The organism is Acinetobacter pecorum (assembly GCF_014837015.1).
In the GTDB taxonomy this organism is placed as follows: Bacteria; Pseudomonadota; Gammaproteobacteria; order Pseudomonadales; family Moraxellaceae; genus Acinetobacter; species Acinetobacter pecorum.
Genome location: NZ_JACSPT010000004.1, coordinates 141948 through 158456, shown reverse-complemented (window position 1 = coordinate 158456; position 16509 = coordinate 141948). Strand labels below are relative to the sequence as shown.

The following is a 16509-nucleotide window of genomic DNA, read 5'->3' as shown; positions in this document are numbered from 1 at the left end:
CAAAAAAATAGCTCATTCTTGGGGAAAAATGAGCCAGAGAAACTTTCACTACAGCCTAGTGATCAAAAACAAGGGAACCTACGTATCTGATTCTTACTTTAAACAAATGCATGATCTTAAACCACTGTTTTTTGTAGTGTTTTGTATGTTCTCGTCAGCAAGAACAAGGGATTTGTAATTTCTGTAAGTAAGTGAATCCTAATAAAATCATCTAATTGATATTTTAAATTTCAGGATACTCACCCGTACCTTCAGGCCAAGGAGACAAGACTTCAAAACCGGTTTCAGTCACATAGACCATATGTTCCCATTGTGCAGACCATGACTTATCTGTAGTGACCACAGTCCAGCCATCTTTCAGCTCTTTTACCCGCGCTTTGCCCATGTTCACCATTGGCTCAATGGTAAAGACCATGCCCGGAACCAGTTTAATGCCCTGACCTGGCTGACCATAATGTAGAATATTTGGCTGTTCATGATAGACTTTTCCAATACCATGACCGCAGTATTCACGCACAATGGAATAACCTTCACGATGAGCAACGGTTTGAATGGCATGACCAATATCGCCCAAGGTTGCGCCCGGCTTTACAGCATGGATTCCCGCCACCATGGCTTCATAGGTGGTATTGACCAGTCGCTTGGCTTCTGGAGATGGCGTTCCGACATAGTACATCCGGCTGGTATCACCAAAATAACCATCCTTAATAATCGCGACATCAATATTGATAATATCGCCATCCTGCAAAACGATTTTCGATGATGGAATGCCGTGACAGACCACTTCATTCGGTGAAATACAGGTGGTTTTGGTATAGCCATAATAACCAATATTGGCTGGAGTCACTTTCAAGGTGTTTACAATAAAATCATGGCAGAGGTCATCCAGATATTCAGTTGTGACACCAGGCTTGACATGCTCCCCGATCATTGCTAAAACTTCTGCAGCTAAACGACCGGATATCCGCAGTTTTTCAATATCTTGCTCAGTTTTAAGACCAATCGCTGGAGCGCGCATATACCTATCCTCACTATGAATCCGTGAATTATAATCCCTTTTTTACGCAATATGTCGCGCCTCTTGCCCTTTAATACAGCAATTTTCTTAGGACTTGGCATTTCTCCTGTTGAATATTTATACAAACAATAAATAACCCGTTTTAAATGCAGCGACCGAAATCTTATAAATTTACCTAGAAAAATCTATTTTCCAAAGAATTATCAATTATATATTTCTACCAAGTTTTGAATGTAGAGTGATGTAATTTGCAAACTCAATAAAATCAAGGCTTCCCGCCTTAAAATAAGCTCCCAAAAACTCGACATATACACTAAAATTGCTTTCTTTTGTTCTATTGATCTCCCTTTATGACAAGTCTGCGTACCCGGGATATTGTCGCCTTAGGTTTTATGACCTTTGCATTATTTATTGGTGCGGGCAACATTATCTTTCCACCGATTGTGGCTCAACAAGCCGGTGAACACGTATGGCTCGCTGCTTTAGGTTTCCTTATTACAGCAGTGGGCTTACCCGTGATCACCATTATTGCCCTGTCTCGCGTTGAAGGTTCCATTCAGGCCCTAAGTTCACCTCTTGGTAAAGCAGCCAGTATTTTGCTGACTGTCGTGTGTTACTTGGCTGTTGGCCCTTTATTTGCAACCCCACGTACTGCAACCGTTTCTTATGAAATCGGTTTTTCATCTTACTTTGGCAATGAATCTGGCAGCCTGCTCATATATAGCATTATCTATTTTGCCATAGTGACAGTGGTGTCTTTATATCCAAACAAGATTCTGGATACCGTCGGCTATTTCCTTTCGCCAATTAAAATTATCGCTCTGGTGATTTTGGGTGTAGCAGCCGTGATGATTCCTGCCAGCAATCCGCCTGCTGCGATTGATAATTACATTACCAGTCCAGTGACTGAAGGCATCGTGAATGGTTATTTAACCATGGATACTTTAGGCGCTTTAGTTTTCGGTATTGTAATTGTCAAAGCCATTACTTCACGTGGTGTAACGGATAAAAAACTGATTACCAAATATGCGGTCAATGCCGGCATTATCTCTGGTATTGGTTTAACTCTGGTGTATTTAAGCCTGTTTAAACTTGGGCTTGGTAGCCATGATATTGCACCAAATGCAGCCAATGGTGCCATTATCCTGCATGCCTATGTACAACATGCCTTTGGCGATATGGGCGCTTACTTCCTGTCGGGCATGATTTTTATTGCCTGTATGGTGACTGCAATTGGCCTGACCTGTGCCTGTGCCGAGTATTTCTCCAGTTTAACCAAAATTCCGTACAAGATTTTTGTCTTTATTCTGGTCGGCTTCTCACTGGTTATCTCAAATCTGGGTTTAACCAAACTGATCGCCGTTTCAGTGCCCGTATTGAGTGCGATTTATCCGCCTGCGATTAGTGTCATTATGCTGAGTTTCTGTGCAAGTTTCTTCAAGAAACCCTCGCATGTAATTGCTCCTGTAACCCTGGTTGCCTTTATTTTTGGTATTTTTGACGGAATAAAAGTTGCCGGTTTTGAATTGCCCGTATTGTTACAAAATCTACCACTTTCAGAGCAGAATCTGGCTTGGTTTATTCCATCCATGATTGTATTGCTGATTACAGCTGTGATTGACCGTATTAGAAACTAAAATTTCTAGGACGTCTGATAAATCGTATTTTTACCCAAAATCCGGTTTGAGCATGATCAATAATTGTCAGGTTTTACCCAAACGGACATTTATTGTTTCTACACAATGACATCAAATCACGGCTATAATTTTCCTATTTAGACCTTCTATAAAATTCTTTTTATAAAATAAGGTTCTGCTTAAATTATTTTATTTTTTATATAAATATAAACAAAACTTTTAATTTCCTAATTTTAGATACCTATTGTTGCCAACCTATACCAAGTTCCCCAGCGAGTGATACGTAGTCTTACATAGTTCTGATTAATGCTACATATATTTGGCGTAGAATTTGCATTTTCTATCTTGTCGTAGTGAATTTCGACGCAGCTTGTATGACAAACTATCTGGAGGTGAAACCATTAAAAATAAATACTCACATAATCAATCAATTATGTAGTTATTCGACTAAAGATGGCCATTTTGACTGGAAAAGCCTGTTAGGGCAGTTGCAAAGGTCTGAATTAAACAGTACAACTGTATGTTCAATTCTGACTAATTAAATCTGCTTTAATCTTCAATAACATAAATAAATGGGAGGGATGGAGATGTTATCATTACATTTCAACAAGCAAGTCTTCATTGACGCTCTTAAAGCCAACAACACCAATCTGGTGACATTTATATGCACCACTTTTGCTCTCATGCTGACTTTAACCGTCCATTGTTTAATTCAAGGTAATTTAAAACTTGAATACTTTGGTTATGCACTGATTGTCTCAGCCGCCTTTTTCCTTTGGGCGGCCATCGACCAGAAATACAGATAATCAAATTTTAAATTAGCCCAGATGGATGATTGGCCAGTCATCCATCTGGTGAAAAAAGAGTCTTAATATTTCAATTATTCTCACATTTTCAGAATACTTATTAAAAATAATCATTAAAACAATCCAGCAAATCCCCCATAAAGCAATATTCCTGTCCCGCCTAATTCTGCAACAATTAATCCCAGCATAGCTAAAGTCATTAAACTACCAGGTAAATGAAACTTACCTAATTGATGAGGCTGCTTAAACTGATTGGTCGTGTCTTGCAGGAAACCATGCAGCATATAAGCCGCAATAGAAAAGCTGAAAAACACGATATTGATGAGTACGCAAATTAAGTTCACGACACTTGGCAACGCTGAACAATATGCCAGCACTGCTAAAATTAATGTGGCTGGTGCATAAAGCAGGCTGCTACGATGAGCAATATCGACATAATAATGTGCGCGTGACTGAGGTGATTGACGAATCTGCCAATATTTCCAGACGCCGGTAAACATTCCCACCCACAAGAATATTCCACTAAAAATAATGGCTATTTTAACGGCCAGCTCAAGCTCCATTAGCTGCATAAGTTCATTCCCTCTCTATTATTTTACTGACTTTTAAGTCATGTTTTAGCCAAGCTACCCTGCTAAAAATCTGTAGAGTAAAAGCTTGATCAGGACTCTAAAATTATAGTGTAACGTATGTCTGAATTTGAAACATTGACTCTGCAGTGCCAGGATGGCTATAACTTAAGTGCACGTTTTTATGCAGCTATTTCTGAATCTAAAGAACTGCCTGTATTAGTGTGTCCAGCCACCGGCATTACCAAGCAGTTTTATCATCAATTCTGTGTCTGGTTGCAGGCTCAAGGCTATGCAGTCATGGTCTTTGATTTTCGGGGAATTGGTGATTCACTGGCAGGTCCGTTGAAAAATTCAAAAGCCAGTATTGTACAATGGGGGCAACTGGATATTCCGGCCGCGATTGATACTTTATTGGCGCGAACCCATGCAGAAAAAGTGACGTTACTGGGACATAGTGCTGGCGGTCAACTTTTAGGCATTGTGCCAAATTATTCTAAAGTCGCTAAAGTAGTGGCAGTGTCTGGTTCAACCGGACATTTGAAAGGACTTAAAGGTAAAACCAAACTGCTGGCACCAGTCATGTTTAATATTATTTTCCCTCTGGCCCGGATCACGAAAGGCTATGGCCCGACCCAAGCAATTGGCATGGGGGAAAACCTGCCGAAAGATGTAGCACAACAATGGGCACAATTTTGCAGCAAACCGGGTTATGTCATCAATGCGATCGGTAAACTTGTTTCACCTGACTCAAATTTTCATACTCAAATCACCTGCCCGATTACTGCGATCTGGTCCTCGGATGACGAAATTGCCACGGAAGAGAATGTAAAGGATTTACTACGACTATATCCTCAGGCATCAACCCAGATGATTGAGCTCAAACCTGAAAATTATGCGCATAAAACCATTGGCCATATGCTGATGTTCAAGAAATCGCATCAGAATTTATGGCCAGTAATTGAACAACAACTAGCGGTCTAGAGCAGATTCAAGTGGTTATTTCACGATGACTGTGTTCTAATACACCCAGTTTGAGATGAGCCTCTTACAGTATATGGGCTTGACCTGTATACGACTAGCCCCTAACCATGGGGCTTTTTAATGCTTAAATTTTTTGAAATAATATTCATAGATTTTTGAAAAAATTCAGCAACTTAACCAAAGATGCTTAATATAGACTGAATCACCACTGCATTCACAATATCCACAAAGAAAGCACCTGTTAAAGGGATGATCAGGAAAGCTTTATGTGAAGGTCCATAAGTATTGGTAACTGCCTGAATATTGGCAATTGCTGTTGGAGTCGCACCAAGATTGACCCCGCATTGTCCTGCACACAATACTGCTGCATCATAACTTTTACCCATCACCCTAAATGTCACAAAGTATAGATAAAGTGCAAGAACAAAGGCTTGTACAATCAAGATAATTACCAATGCTCCGGCCAAATCTGCCAGCAACCATAACTGTAATGACATCAATGCCATAGCTAAAAATAAAGACAATGAGGCATTTCCAAAAACATCAATACACCGGTCAAATATTTCAATTTTGAGCACATGTTCCAGAAAGTTCCGTAAAATCACTCCACACATTAAGGCCCATACAAAAGACGGAAGTTCGAACCACTGTCCTTTAGCCGCTATTGTCATGAAATAGGCAAAACTGATACAGATCGCAAACATGCCTAGCGTTTTTACTGCATCATCTGCTGTGATCAGTCGAGTTTTTTCCGGGTATTCAAAAGGCGCCGTTTCTGATGAAGGTGGGGCTTCATTTCGCCCTGAACTTGGTGCTAATTCTTCTGCCAGCTGATGACGACGAATCAGAAACTTGGCCACTGGCCCACCCATCATACCGCCGATGACTAAACCAAAAGTTGCACTGGCCATACCTAAAACTACAGCACCCTGAATACCATAATCCCTTTCAAAAACCATACCCCATGCACCGGCCGTACCATGACCTCCGGTTAGGGTGACTGAACCTGTAATCAGACCAATCAGGGGATCTAGGCCCAAGACCTTGGCCAAGCTGATTCCGACGACATTCTGGACAAAAACAAAAGCCACGACACAACCTAAAAATAGAAGAAGAGCCTTACCTCCCTCTTTCAGCTTTACCAAACTGGCACTGAGACCTACAGAGGTAAAGAACATCAGCATAAATATTTGCTGAATATTGGCATCAAAATTTACTGTAATATTAAAATTTTTAAATAAAATATAAGTAATTACTGCAGCGACAAGCCCTCCGGCAACAGGCTCAGGAATATTATATTGTTTTAGAATTCTGATTTTGTTTACTACCAAAAATCCGACCATCAAAACAAAAACAGCGATGATAATGGTCAGAAAGGCATCCATTTCATAATTCATATTCAGTCCAGCAATAAATTTATCCTCTAGTATGTAGTTTTCCGCAATTTTAAGCAGTGGATCAATCAGATAAATGTTATATATCTTACTGTTTTTGTTAAACCTTTAATGAAATTAAAATATTCCAAAATTTTGAAATATATCAAATTATAAGTTTTCTTAACTTTAATTTAAAAAAATTCCAACACACACATTTTTTCAATTAACCAGTGATCGAATAGATACCTTATTAACATATTCTAAGCTGCTTAATTTTTTAGAAAATCTATATATTATCTCGATTTATTATAAAAACTCATAATAAAATATAAAATCTAGAATTTGTAATTAGATAAAGCCACTAAAACCATTAACCTTCTCTACCTTTTCCATTTCGATATATTCAATATATAAGAAAAAATGGTATAAAATTTATACCCACAGTATCTATATTAAGGGTATATTAATCAGAATTTTTATAATATTACACAAAATAGTATTATTAAATTTAAAACCCATCAATAAAAACACAACCAACATAACTAAACTTGCTTAAGATTACCTATTTAATTAAACCTATAATTTTAAAAAACATTTAAATTCAATTTACTAACAATCAATCCCAATAAAAAACTTAAAACCTATTAAACTATTATTTTAAAACAAATAAACCCTTATTAATATCATTTTTATTATAATAGAGGATTATATAGAATAATTTTATCATTCTTTAAATTATACTTTTAGGGATAAACAATAGGGATTAAAACCATTTATAACATTAAACATCATTCTAATTAAAAAATTTTTCATCCATTAATTTTAAATCAACTTCACCATTATCAATTTATATTTAAAATATATTTTACATAAATATTTTAATAAATTTTATTGAGACCACTTTAAAGCCCCTGCTCTTTTTATGGAGAATATGTTACCAGCGCTAGACTTCAATATCAGTTGTGATCATTATGATCAAATAATAATTATTATTATGTGTGGGAGTAAGGCGTGATGGGATTTAAATTAATACCAACATTAGTTTCCGTGGCTATCACATTGATTATCTGGCTTCTTATTCCTATACCACAAGGCGTTACCGCGAACGCCTGGTTGCTGTTCGCCATGTTCATAGGTGTGATTGCAGCTATTATCGGTAAAGCGATGCCGATCGGTGCCATTTCAATTATTGCAATTGCTCTCGTTGCAGTTACACGCGTGACATCAGATAACCCCGCTGATGCGATTAAAGATGCGCTAAGTGGCTTTGCTCTTCCACTGATTTGGTTGATTGGTATATCCATCATGATCTCGAAAGGATTACAAAAAACAGGTTTGGGAGCTCGGCTAGGTTATTATTTTATTGCGGTGTGGGGCAAAAGGACGATAGGTATTGGTTATAGTATGGCCTTATCAGAATTAATTCTTGCTCCAGTCACGCCAAGTAATACTGCGCGTGGGGGTGGGATCATTCACCCGATCGTCCGCTCCATTGCTACAAGTTTTGACTCCGATCCGGCAAAAGGTACGGAAGGTAAAATCGGCAAATATTTAGCCTTGGTGAATTATCATTCCAATCCCATTACGTCTGCAATGTTTATCACTGCGACTGCACCAAACCCTTTAATCGTTCAACTTATTGCAGATGCAACCGACATGCAAATTAGTCTGAGTTGGACTACATGGGCATTGGCTATGGTTTTACCCGGGATTGTGGCGCTTGCTGTAATGCCACTTGTACTTTATTTCATGTATCCACCCGAAATTAAAAAGACACCGGATGCTGCGCAGTTTGCCAGAGATCGTTTAATAGAAATGGGTCCCATCAGCAGAGATGAAATGATAATGCTGTTTGTCTTCGGCGTTTTATTGGTACTCTGGGCAGGGATTCCAGCCATGATTCTGGGTGATATATGGTCATTAGATCCTACTACCACCGCTTTTATTGGATTATCACTTTTGCTTCTCACCGGTGTTCTAACTTGGGAAGATGTTTTGACACATAAGAGCGCCTGGGACACTATTACATGGTTCGCAGCCTTGGTCATGATGGCAACCTTTCTTAATAAGCTGGGATTAATCGCGTGGTTTTCCAGTGCTTTACAAGCAAGCATTGAACAAATGGGTTTGAGCTGGGTTCCCGCATCCATGTTTTTATTACTGTCTTATATGTATGCCCATTATATTTTTGCCAGTACAACTGCTCATATTACCGCAATGTTTTCAGCATTTTACATAGCTGGTATTGCAGTAGGTGCTCCCCCAATGTATTTTGCTTTAATGATGGCCGCTGCCTCAAGTATCATGATGACACTTACCCATTATGCGACCGGGACCTCACCTATTATTTACGGTTCAGGTTATACAACGCTCGTTGAGTGGTGGAAAGCCGGTTTTGTCATGAGTGTAATCAATATGCTTATTTTTATAGTATTAGGCGGAATTTGGTGGAAAATACTGGGGTATTGGTAAACTCAAAAGATTATGGATTATTTATGAGAATCTAGTGAAAGTCGCAGTCAGGAAACCCAAATACAATAAAGTCTTCTCATGTATATTAAATAGTCCCTTAACCTTGGGGCTATTTAATATCTGAAATTTATAAAAATAACGGTTTAATCAGCTTTCAATGTCATAGACCCAATTACGAGCCTGTTTGTCTGTGATGGTTTCACAAACATAGTAGTCATGATTCCATGAATCAGGATGGAAAATTTCCTTTTTGGTGTAGATGACGTTTTTACCTTTTTCGACACAGATAAAACTATCACCTTGGTCTTTGACTTGGGTTCCGTTGAGGAAACCACCAATACAGAGGAAGCGGGATTGTTTGGGCATTAGAAAATCTACATTTTAAATCATCTTTGAAGACGTGAATTAGAACAATTTATTGATGATAAGTGTAGATAAAAGAAATCTTATACTTCTAATTACTTAAGATTCTTGCAATATGATCTAATAAGTCTTTCAGTAAACTCTTACTAGTAATTTCTTCACCATCTGTACGTAAATCTAATACACATCTGCTTTCTTTAGCAATAGTAATCGCAACAGACTCTTTTACCAATTTACTAAAAAAAAACTGATTATGAGGCGAAATTGATTTTTGTGTATGAAAATAATCAAGATCTATATCTAAAATATATCCACCCGCATCGATATCTGGTAAGCCACTATTTTCATTCATATTCTTTACTATGTTAAATTGATTCTCTAAAAATTCATCTTCTAATGCTAAATCATATATACCATCATCAGTGCTTAATCAGTCAAAATGCGAATAACCAACGATAAACATTCTATTCGCTGGTAATTTATAACTAAAAGGTGGTATAGGTGCTGGTTTTAAATCTGAATATTTTTGTTTACCTTCTTCAAATCCAAATTGAGTATATAAATCTTTTAGAGTTGGTTGTTTATCATATTCATTCTCTTCTATAGACTGTGTACCAGAATTATGATCCCATTGAATTGAAATAGAATGCGTAATTATTTCTTTTTGAATTGCAGAAGAGATATGTTCGTCGTAATGTAGTTTCATTACAAAACTATTAACTTCATGCTCATCATATAAATCTAAATTTTCAAAATGTGTTTGTATAATTCTTTCATAAAAATCTTCATAAGATATTACTTCATCAGATTTATACTTCTCTGAAGCAGAAAAGTAACACAATGGTTGATGAGTATCTGTGTGATGATCTAAAGTAATAACAAAGGACTGTCCATCTATTCTATTTCTTATATTTAACCAAGCCTTAAAAGCTAAAGAATGATCTTCAAATATATAAATAGACTTATTATTTATTTCTAAACTCTGAATTTCTAATGACTTCACTATAAATATCTCAAAAAATAAGGGCTGATAAATCAGCCCTTACTCTTAACTCAAATTAATTTAATTATCAATACATTAAGCTAATTGAGCAGCAGCAATTTTCTTAGTATCGATGTCTTTAGCAGCATCTGTATACTCGCTCATCTTGTCGAAGTTCAAGTATTGGTAGATGTCAGCAGACATGCTGTCGATTTGAGCAGCGTACTGTTGGTATTCTTCTGGAGAAGGTAATTTACCCAATACAGCAGCAACAGAAGCAAGCTCAGCAGATGCCAGGTAAACGTTCGCACCTTGACCTAAACGGTTCGGGAAGTTACGAGTAGAAGTCGATACACAAGTCGTGTTCGGTGCTACACGTGCCTGGTTACCCATACACAGTGAACAGCCTGGCATTTCTGTACGAGCGCCAGCTTTACCATAAGTATTGTAGAAACCTTCTTCCATTAACTGGTGTTCGTCCATACGAGTTGGAGGAGCCAACCATAGACGAGTAGATAAAGAACCACCAGGTACTTTGTCTAGAAGTTTACCAGCTGCACGGAAGTGACCGATGTTAGTCATACAAGAACCGATGAATACTTCATCAATTTTCACGCCTTGAACGTCAGAAAGAAGTTTTGCATCATCTGGGTCGTTCGGGCAGCAAAGAACTGGTTCAGTAATCGTAGAAAGGTCGATTTCATACACTTTAGTGTATTCAGCATCAGCATCAGCTTTAAGAAGTGATGGATTTTCCAACCATTTTTCCATGTTCTCAACACGGCGCGCCATAGTACGAGCATCGCCATAGCCTTGTGAAATCATCCATTTCAGCATAGTGATGTTAGAACGTAGGTATTCAGCAACTTTCTCTTCAGAAAGAGTGATCGCACAACCAGCAGCAGAACGTTCAGCAGAAGCATCAGAAAGTTCGAATGCTTGCTCAACAGTCAGGTCAGTTTCCATTTCTGTCAGGTCGATCTCAAGGATACGGCCAGAGAAGATGTTTTTCTTACCTTTCTTCTCAACAGTCAGGTCACCTTCTTGGATCGCTACGTAAGGAATTGCATGTACCAGGTCACGTAGTGTGATACCAGGTTGCATTTTACCTTTGAACTTCACAAGAACAGACTCTGGCATGTCAAGTGGCATAACACCAGTTGCAGCAGCGAACGCTACCAGACCAGAACCCGCAGGGAATGAAATACCGATTGGGAAACGAGTATGTGAGTCACCACCAGTACCAACTGTATCTGGAAGAAGCATACGGTTTAACCAAGAATGGATAATACCGTCACCTGGACGTAGAGAAACACCACCACGGTTCATGATGAAATCAGGAAGCGTGTGTTGCATTTGAACGTCAACTGGTTTTGGATACGCAGCTGTGTGACAGAAAGATTGCATTACCAGGTCAGCAGAGAAGCCCAGGCATGCAAGGTCTTTAAGTTCGTCACGCGTCATTGGACCTGTTGTATCTTGAGAACCAACAGTTGTCATACGTGGTTCACAGTATGTACCTGGAACAACACCTTGACCTTCTGGAAGACCACAAGCACGACCAACCATCTTCTGAGCAAGCGTGAAGCCTTTGCCAGTTGCAGCAGGTTGTACAGGCGTACGGAACAATGTAGATACAGGAAGACCTAGCTCTTCACGTGCTTTAGTAGTCAAACCACGACCAATGATCAGGTTAATACGACCGCCCGCACGAACTTCGTCTAGAAGTACTGGAGTTTTAAGATCAGCTTCAGCAATTTGCGCGCCGTCTTTGAACGCAGTTACTTTAGCAGCAGCTTTGTCGATCTTAAGGGTGATCTCGTCGCCCATGTTCATGTTTGCTACGTCGATTTCAACTGGTAACGCACCAGCGTCTTCCATTGTGTTGAAGAAAATCGGAGCAATTTTAGAACCCAGGCAGTAACCGCCTTCTTTTTTGTTCGGAATATGCGGGATTTCGTCACCGAAGAACCAAAGTACAGAGTTAGTAGCAGACTTACGAGAAGAACCTGTACCAACAACGTCACCTACGTAAGCAACCTTGTTGCCTTTTGCGATCAGTTCTTTGATCTGGTTTAATGGACCAACTTCACCCGGAACTTCTGGGTTGATACCATCACGTTCGTTTTTCAGCATTGCATTTGCGTGCAATGGAATGTCTGGACGGCTCCAAGCGTCTTGAGCTGGAGACAGGTCATCAGTGTTGGTTTCGCCAGTGACTTTGAAAACTGTCAGTTTGATTTCTTCAGGAACATCTGGACGGTTTGTGAACCATTCAGCATCTGCCCATGATTGAAGAACTGCTTTCGCATTTTCATTGCCTGCACGTGCTTTGTCAGCAACGTCATGGAACGCGTCAAATACAAGAAGCGTTTTTTTCAATGCTTCAGCTGCAAGTTCAGCAAGCTCGGTATTGTCTAAAAGTTCAACTAAAGGCGCTACGTTATAACCACCAAGCATAGTGCCCAGTAAGTAAACAGCACGTTCTTTAGAAACAAGTGGAGAGGTTGCTTCGCCTTTTGCCAATGCAGCTAAGAACGCAGCTTTTACATATGCAGCTTGGTCAACACCTGCTGGTACACGGTTTTCAAGCAAATCTACCAAGTATGCTTCTTCACCAGCTGGCGGGTTTTTTAGTAGTTCAACTAATGCAGCTGTTTGGGCATCGTCAAGTGGCTTCGGTGGGACTCCGAGTGCGGCACGTTCTTCAACGTGTTGGCGGTAAGCTTCTAGCACAGTGTTATTCCTCTTTTTTAAAAAATTACTTATGAATTCCTGCTTATTCCAAGCTTCACAAATAATATGGACTCCGAAATTTTACTAAATTTCCAGTTAAAAGTTAATGCAACTCAAGTGTTTCTTTGTGATGCTCGTTATTTTATAACTAAATGATGCCCTTAATGATTATTCCATAATCAGTTCCAGCTTACACCACATGAAACGAGCGCATGAATTGACTCTTTTAACGGAATTTAATGTATAAAAAAGGCAACCATGATGTTGCCTGATTTGAAGTGAAAAAGATACTCCACCTTAGTGTACAGTGGTTGAGTTTAAATACTGCTGATATGAGTTTCGGCAGCCTTGGAATTTCACCACGCATTCATCTTCACAGGTTGTACTGTGATTATTGCTGGCAAAGGAAATATCTATCTGATAAAGCTTTTTATCCTGTTCTAGCATCTTCTTTAAAATGACTTTATCACCGATGCTGAGTACATAGCGGCTTCCGCCAATAATCACTACACCATGTTCATCTTCTAATAGCAGATCCGAATGATGCAAATATCTTACGACTTCCATATAGTGCTACTCCTCGGTTAATTGGAGTTGAGTTCATTATTCAGTATTAAGATAAGCTTTTCTATATTTGAGATTTAGAAATTGTCACAAAGTGTGCGTTTGCTTAGGCTATTTTTATTCAGTCGTATTTTAAATGTTGATGGTTAAATATCTTGTAGTTGTAATATTTACCGAGTGATTTTAGTTATTCATAAAAAAACCGTTCCTTAGAACGGTTTGTAATCTGGTAATTCATCATGCGGAGTCGCAATACACTTTGCAGTAAATTCAGCGCGAACTTTTTCACGAGCTGCTTTTACATCTGTCTTGATCTCAGCTTCTGGAAGCGCATAAACTTCATCAATAATATCCAGTATAAAACCTTTAGTGGTTTCATCGTCAATCTTGTTGGCATGCTCGATTGCTTTTTCTTTCTCAATTGCATTCTGACGATCCAGCATAATGGTACGCGCTGCATTACCGACACTTCGACAATAACCTTGCCACTGCTCTTCAGGGGTTAAGGGTTTCTTCTCGGCACAACCAGCCAGAGCCAGCATAAACGATAAAGCCAATAACTTTTTCATGAATTTCTCCTTCCGAGGGGCAATATAAAAGATCGGAGAAGATTTGTCATTTCAAAATGCCGGTCATGCTAAATTTTAAAAAACTCCTCAACGGATTTCTTCAATCTGCATGATTACCCGCATGAGGCCTGAATAATCTTTTTACTTACAGGATCCACCGTTACAGTCACCCGTTCTTCACGATAATCCATGGTTACCGCTTGTCCCGGTTCGACCATACGTACAATTTGTGCTTTGGTTTTTTGCTTGATTTGTTCTTCAGTCAGATTAGATTGACCGACCAAAGCCGTTGCCTGATCAGCAATACATTTAGGTTGATTCAAGTGCAGCAACTCCCACTCCTCGACAACCTGACCATTCTTTAAATGACAATATCCAACCTGCCCCTTACTTTCAGTGCGGATTTCAATCTTACCACCCTGCTTGACACAATACTCACTTGCGGGATTTGCCATCCCTAATTTAGGAGTTTCCTTTTCTGATGATGGCATGGTAGTACATGCGCTTAAAGTGATAGCTAATATACTAAACAGTATTGTTTTTTTCATGAGAGCTAATTCTTTCTTAATCATTCTTTGTCAATCTAGCATATTTTTTAATCACCATCAGGCTGAAGTCTGTATAGATTTTTAGCCTTTCTAATTATTAAAAACTGAAAATAAAACAGCAATAAATTAGGCTCTATAATGCTTTGAAATCTCGATTAAAAGAATACATATCAAATAAAAAAATTGCTTTAGAATAAAATACAATCAATTAATCATCCCATGTAGATATTTATACATTCCAAAAGAATTACATTGTAATTACATCACTCCTATCTATTCTTACTTTTAAATTTGTGATCTCAACGGGATTGATTTAAGATTTGATTGAATTTTAAACTTTCTATTAGCATGACAGACGATCCTCAACTCTCCCTTAAGGAATATCTTGCTACGGTGCAGGAAGTGGTCAAACACACTTTCGATACACCGGTATGGGTCAAAGCCGAGATTCGAAATTTAAGTATTAAAGCCGGCCATTATTATCTTGAGCTGGCAGAAAAAGAAGCGGATAGTAATCAGGTCATTGCCAGTTGCCGTGCAACCATCTGGAAGTTTAGTGCCCAGAAAATGGTCTCGCAGTTTGAACGTGAAAGCGGGATTGAACTGAGTCGAGACCTAAAAGTGCTGATTAAGGTCAAAGCCAATTTTGATCCACAGTATGGATTTTCATTAAATATCGTCGAAATTGACTCGGGCTACACGTTGGGAGATATTGCCCGGCGCTACCAGCAGATTGTCGAGCGGTTGACGGCTGAAGGACTCATTCAGCGTAATAAAAATTTGCCCAGTCCCTTTGATCTAAACCGGATTTTAGTGATTTCTCCCGAAAATGCAGCAGGACTTGGAGATTTTAGAAAAGATGCCGATGCATTACAGCGAGCACAGGTGTGTGAGTTTATTTATCATAGTGCGACTTTTCAGGGAAATACAGCCCCTCAAAATATTATGCAAAGTCTGGCACAAGCACTTAAACAATGGGTGCAGACCTATGAGGCTGCACCGGATCTGATCGTCATTATACGGGGCGGCGGTGCAGTCAATGATCTGGCTTATTTGAACGATTATGATCTGGCTGCCCTGCTCTGCAAACGCTCGGTACCCATTTGGGTCGGCATTGGTCATGAGAAAGACCGTACTATTCTGGATGAAATTGCGCATCGTTCCTTTGATACTCCAAGTAAAGTCATTGCAGGCATCCGCAATCATATAGTTGAACTGACTCAGGAGGTGGCGAATTGTCTACAGCGGATTCAGCGTTTATCTCAACAACAGATTCAGGCTTACCAGAACCAGAATGATCATTTTTTTAAACTGATTCAAACTCTGGCCAACAACCAGATTTTCGATGCCCTGCAACGTCTGCAACAGATCAAGTCTAATACTGCCAGTCTAGCCCAGCAGCATACCCAGCTCATGAATCAGCAGCTTGATGCCCTGATGCGAGAAACGCTGCTACAAAACCCTCAACACGTTTTATCCAAAGGTTATGCCATCGTTCGCCAGCAAGATCATGTGATGAGTTCAATTACTCAAATTGATAATCAGCAGCCTGTTCAGATTGAATTACACGATGGCCTATTTTCAGCACAGCTCATACAGGTACTTCCTCATGAATCATGATACTTTAAGCTTTGAAGAAGGTTATAACATCTTGAAAAAGAATGCGGAACTGCTGGAATCCCAGCAAGAACCAGATATCGACAACTTGATGAGAATCGTGGAAGAGTCCATGACAGCTTATAAAGCCTGTAAAGCACGCGTTGAAGCGGTGCAAACCGCTCTCAATGAGACCTTTAAAGAGTAAATCTCTTTTCACTCAAAAGATAACTTCGGCTATTTATTGTTTTATCTGATCTAGAAGATCTCGTAATGGAGAGCTTTTTAT

At 39.1% G+C, this 16509-nt stretch carries 16 protein-coding genes; 6 read left to right on the top strand and 10 right to left on the bottom strand.

Annotated features, from left to right (window positions below; translation table 11 throughout):
* Positions 1-223 precede the first annotated feature (223 nt).
* Positions 224-1018, bottom strand: a complete 795-nt coding sequence (map, locus tag H9629_RS04760) for a type I methionyl aminopeptidase (RefSeq protein ID WP_064095289.1) — start codon at positions 1016-1018, stop codon at positions 224-226.
* A 350-nt stretch (positions 1019-1368) separates the two neighbouring features.
* Between map and brnQ the strand changes: the two genes are divergently transcribed.
* Both brnQ and H9629_RS04750 read left to right on the top strand, forming a co-directional pair.
* The gene (brnQ, locus tag H9629_RS04755) at positions 1369-2655 is read left to right on the top strand and encodes a branched-chain amino acid transport system II carrier protein (protein WP_064095288.1); all 1287 of its coding nucleotides are present in this window, start codon (positions 1369-1371) and stop codon (positions 2653-2655) included.
* A gap of 587 nt (positions 2656-3242) precedes the next feature.
* On the top strand, positions 3243-3461 hold the full coding sequence (locus H9629_RS04750; RefSeq protein WP_004645284.1) for a hypothetical protein: 219 nt from the start codon (positions 3243-3245) through the stop codon (positions 3459-3461).
* Between the two features lie 113 nt (positions 3462-3574).
* Here H9629_RS04750 and H9629_RS04745 read toward each other — a convergent pair whose 3' ends face one another.
* Positions 3575-4033, bottom strand: coding sequence for a hypothetical protein (locus tag H9629_RS04745; RefSeq protein ID WP_064095287.1), 459 nt, complete (start codon positions 4031-4033; stop codon positions 3575-3577).
* 117 nt (positions 4034-4150) lie between these two features.
* Between H9629_RS04745 and H9629_RS04740 the strand changes: the two genes are divergently transcribed.
* Complete coding sequence (locus tag H9629_RS04740) at positions 4151-5014, top strand: alpha/beta hydrolase family protein (RefSeq protein WP_191730602.1); 864 nt, start codon at positions 4151-4153, stop codon at positions 5012-5014.
* A gap of 173 nt (positions 5015-5187) precedes the next feature.
* On the opposite strand, the gene gltS is transcribed toward H9629_RS04740, so the two are convergent.
* Positions 5188-6411: a sodium/glutamate symporter gene (gene gltS, locus H9629_RS04735; RefSeq protein WP_191730601.1), complete on the bottom strand. Its 1224-nt coding sequence runs from the start codon at positions 6409-6411 to the stop codon at positions 5188-5190.
* Positions 6412-7404: 993 nt separating this feature from the next.
* Here gltS and H9629_RS04730 point away from each other — a divergent pair.
* On the top strand, positions 7405-8862 hold the full coding sequence (locus tag H9629_RS04730) for a DASS family sodium-coupled anion symporter (RefSeq protein WP_064102669.1): 1458 nt from the start codon (positions 7405-7407) through the stop codon (positions 8860-8862).
* A gap of 147 nt (positions 8863-9009) precedes the next feature.
* Here the strand turns inward: H9629_RS04730 and H9629_RS04725 are convergent, their stop codons facing one another.
* The 7 genes from H9629_RS04725 to H9629_RS04695 form a co-directional block, all read right to left on the bottom strand.
* Positions 9010-9228: a hypothetical protein gene (locus H9629_RS04725; RefSeq protein ID WP_064095283.1), complete on the bottom strand. Its 219-nt coding sequence runs from the start codon at positions 9226-9228 to the stop codon at positions 9010-9012.
* 88 nt (positions 9229-9316) lie between these two features.
* Entirely contained in the window at positions 9317-9577 is a 261-nt protein-coding gene (locus H9629_RS04720) for a hypothetical protein (protein ID WP_064102670.1), read from the bottom strand.
* Positions 9578-9655: 78 nt separating this feature from the next.
* The gene (locus H9629_RS04715; RefSeq protein ID WP_064102671.1) at positions 9656-10228 is read right to left on the bottom strand and encodes a UPF0489 family protein; all 573 of its coding nucleotides are present in this window, start codon (positions 10226-10228) and stop codon (positions 9656-9658) included.
* 75 nt (positions 10229-10303) lie between these two features.
* On the bottom strand, positions 10304-12943 hold the full coding sequence (locus tag H9629_RS04710; protein ID WP_064096480.1) for a bifunctional aconitate hydratase 2/2-methylisocitrate dehydratase: 2640 nt from the start codon (positions 12941-12943) through the stop codon (positions 10304-10306).
* Between the two features lie 297 nt (positions 12944-13240).
* Positions 13241-13510 carry a hypothetical protein gene (locus tag H9629_RS04705; protein WP_064096481.1) on the bottom strand — a complete coding sequence of 90 codons (270 nt, stop codon included), beginning with the start codon at positions 13508-13510 and terminating at the stop codon, positions 13241-13243.
* A gap of 206 nt (positions 13511-13716) precedes the next feature.
* Positions 13717-14076, bottom strand: a complete 360-nt coding sequence (locus H9629_RS04700) for a hypothetical protein (RefSeq protein WP_064096482.1) — start codon at positions 14074-14076, stop codon at positions 13717-13719.
* 113 nt (positions 14077-14189) lie between these two features.
* The gene (locus tag H9629_RS04695) at positions 14190-14624 is read right to left on the bottom strand and encodes an I78 family peptidase inhibitor (protein ID WP_064096667.1); all 435 of its coding nucleotides are present in this window, start codon (positions 14622-14624) and stop codon (positions 14190-14192) included.
* Positions 14625-14972: 348 nt separating this feature from the next.
* Between H9629_RS04695 and xseA the strand changes: the two genes are divergently transcribed.
* Positions 14973-16244 (top strand): exodeoxyribonuclease VII large subunit, encoded by a 1272-nt coding sequence (gene xseA / locus H9629_RS04690; protein WP_064102673.1) that lies wholly within the window; start codon positions 14973-14975, stop codon positions 16242-16244.
* A complete protein-coding gene (gene xseB / locus H9629_RS04685) occupies positions 16234-16428 on the top strand; it encodes an exodeoxyribonuclease VII small subunit (RefSeq protein ID WP_064096484.1) in 195 nt (64 codons plus the stop codon). The genes xseA and xseB overlap by 11 nt, the downstream gene beginning before the upstream one ends.
* Positions 16429-16509: the final 81 nt, after the last annotated feature.

What these genes read in the sequence shown, in the direction of transcription:
- map (WP_064095289.1), bottom strand. Translation starts at nt 1,018, where the DNA reads ATGCGCGCTCCAGCGATTGGTCTTAAAACTGAGCAAGATATTGAAAAA.
- brnQ (WP_064095288.1), top strand. Translation starts at nt 1,369, where the DNA reads ATGACAAGTCTGCGTACCCGGGATATTGTCGCCTTAGGTTTTATGACC.
- H9629_RS04750 (WP_004645284.1), top strand. Translation starts at nt 3,243, where the DNA reads ATGTTATCATTACATTTCAACAAGCAAGTCTTCATTGACGCTCTTAAA.
- H9629_RS04745 (WP_064095287.1), bottom strand. Translation starts at nt 4,033, where the DNA reads ATGCAGCTAATGGAGCTTGAGCTGGCCGTTAAAATAGCCATTATTTTT.
- H9629_RS04740 (WP_191730602.1), top strand. Translation starts at nt 4,151, where the DNA reads ATGTCTGAATTTGAAACATTGACTCTGCAGTGCCAGGATGGCTATAAC.
- gltS (WP_191730601.1), bottom strand. Translation starts at nt 6,411, where the DNA reads ATGAATTATGAAATGGATGCCTTTCTGACCATTATCATCGCTGTTTTT.
- H9629_RS04730 (WP_064102669.1), top strand. Translation starts at nt 7,405, where the DNA reads ATGGGATTTAAATTAATACCAACATTAGTTTCCGTGGCTATCACATTG.
- H9629_RS04725 (WP_064095283.1), bottom strand. Translation starts at nt 9,228, where the DNA reads ATGCCCAAACAATCCCGCTTCCTCTGTATTGGTGGTTTCCTCAACGGA.
- H9629_RS04720 (WP_064102670.1), bottom strand. Translation starts at nt 9,577, where the DNA reads ATGAATGAAAATAGTGGCTTACCAGATATCGATGCGGGTGGATATATT.
- H9629_RS04705 (WP_064096481.1), bottom strand. Translation starts at nt 13,510, where the DNA reads ATGGAAGTCGTAAGATATTTGCATCATTCGGATCTGCTATTAGAAGAT.
- H9629_RS04700 (WP_064096482.1), bottom strand. Translation starts at nt 14,076, where the DNA reads ATGAAAAAGTTATTGGCTTTATCGTTTATGCTGGCTCTGGCTGGTTGT.
- H9629_RS04695 (WP_064096667.1), bottom strand. Translation starts at nt 14,624, where the DNA reads ATGAAAAAAACAATACTGTTTAGTATATTAGCTATCACTTTAAGCGCA.
- xseA (WP_064102673.1), top strand. Translation starts at nt 14,973, where the DNA reads ATGACAGACGATCCTCAACTCTCCCTTAAGGAATATCTTGCTACGGTG.
- xseB (WP_064096484.1), top strand. Translation starts at nt 16,234, where the DNA reads ATGAATCATGATACTTTAAGCTTTGAAGAAGGTTATAACATCTTGAAA.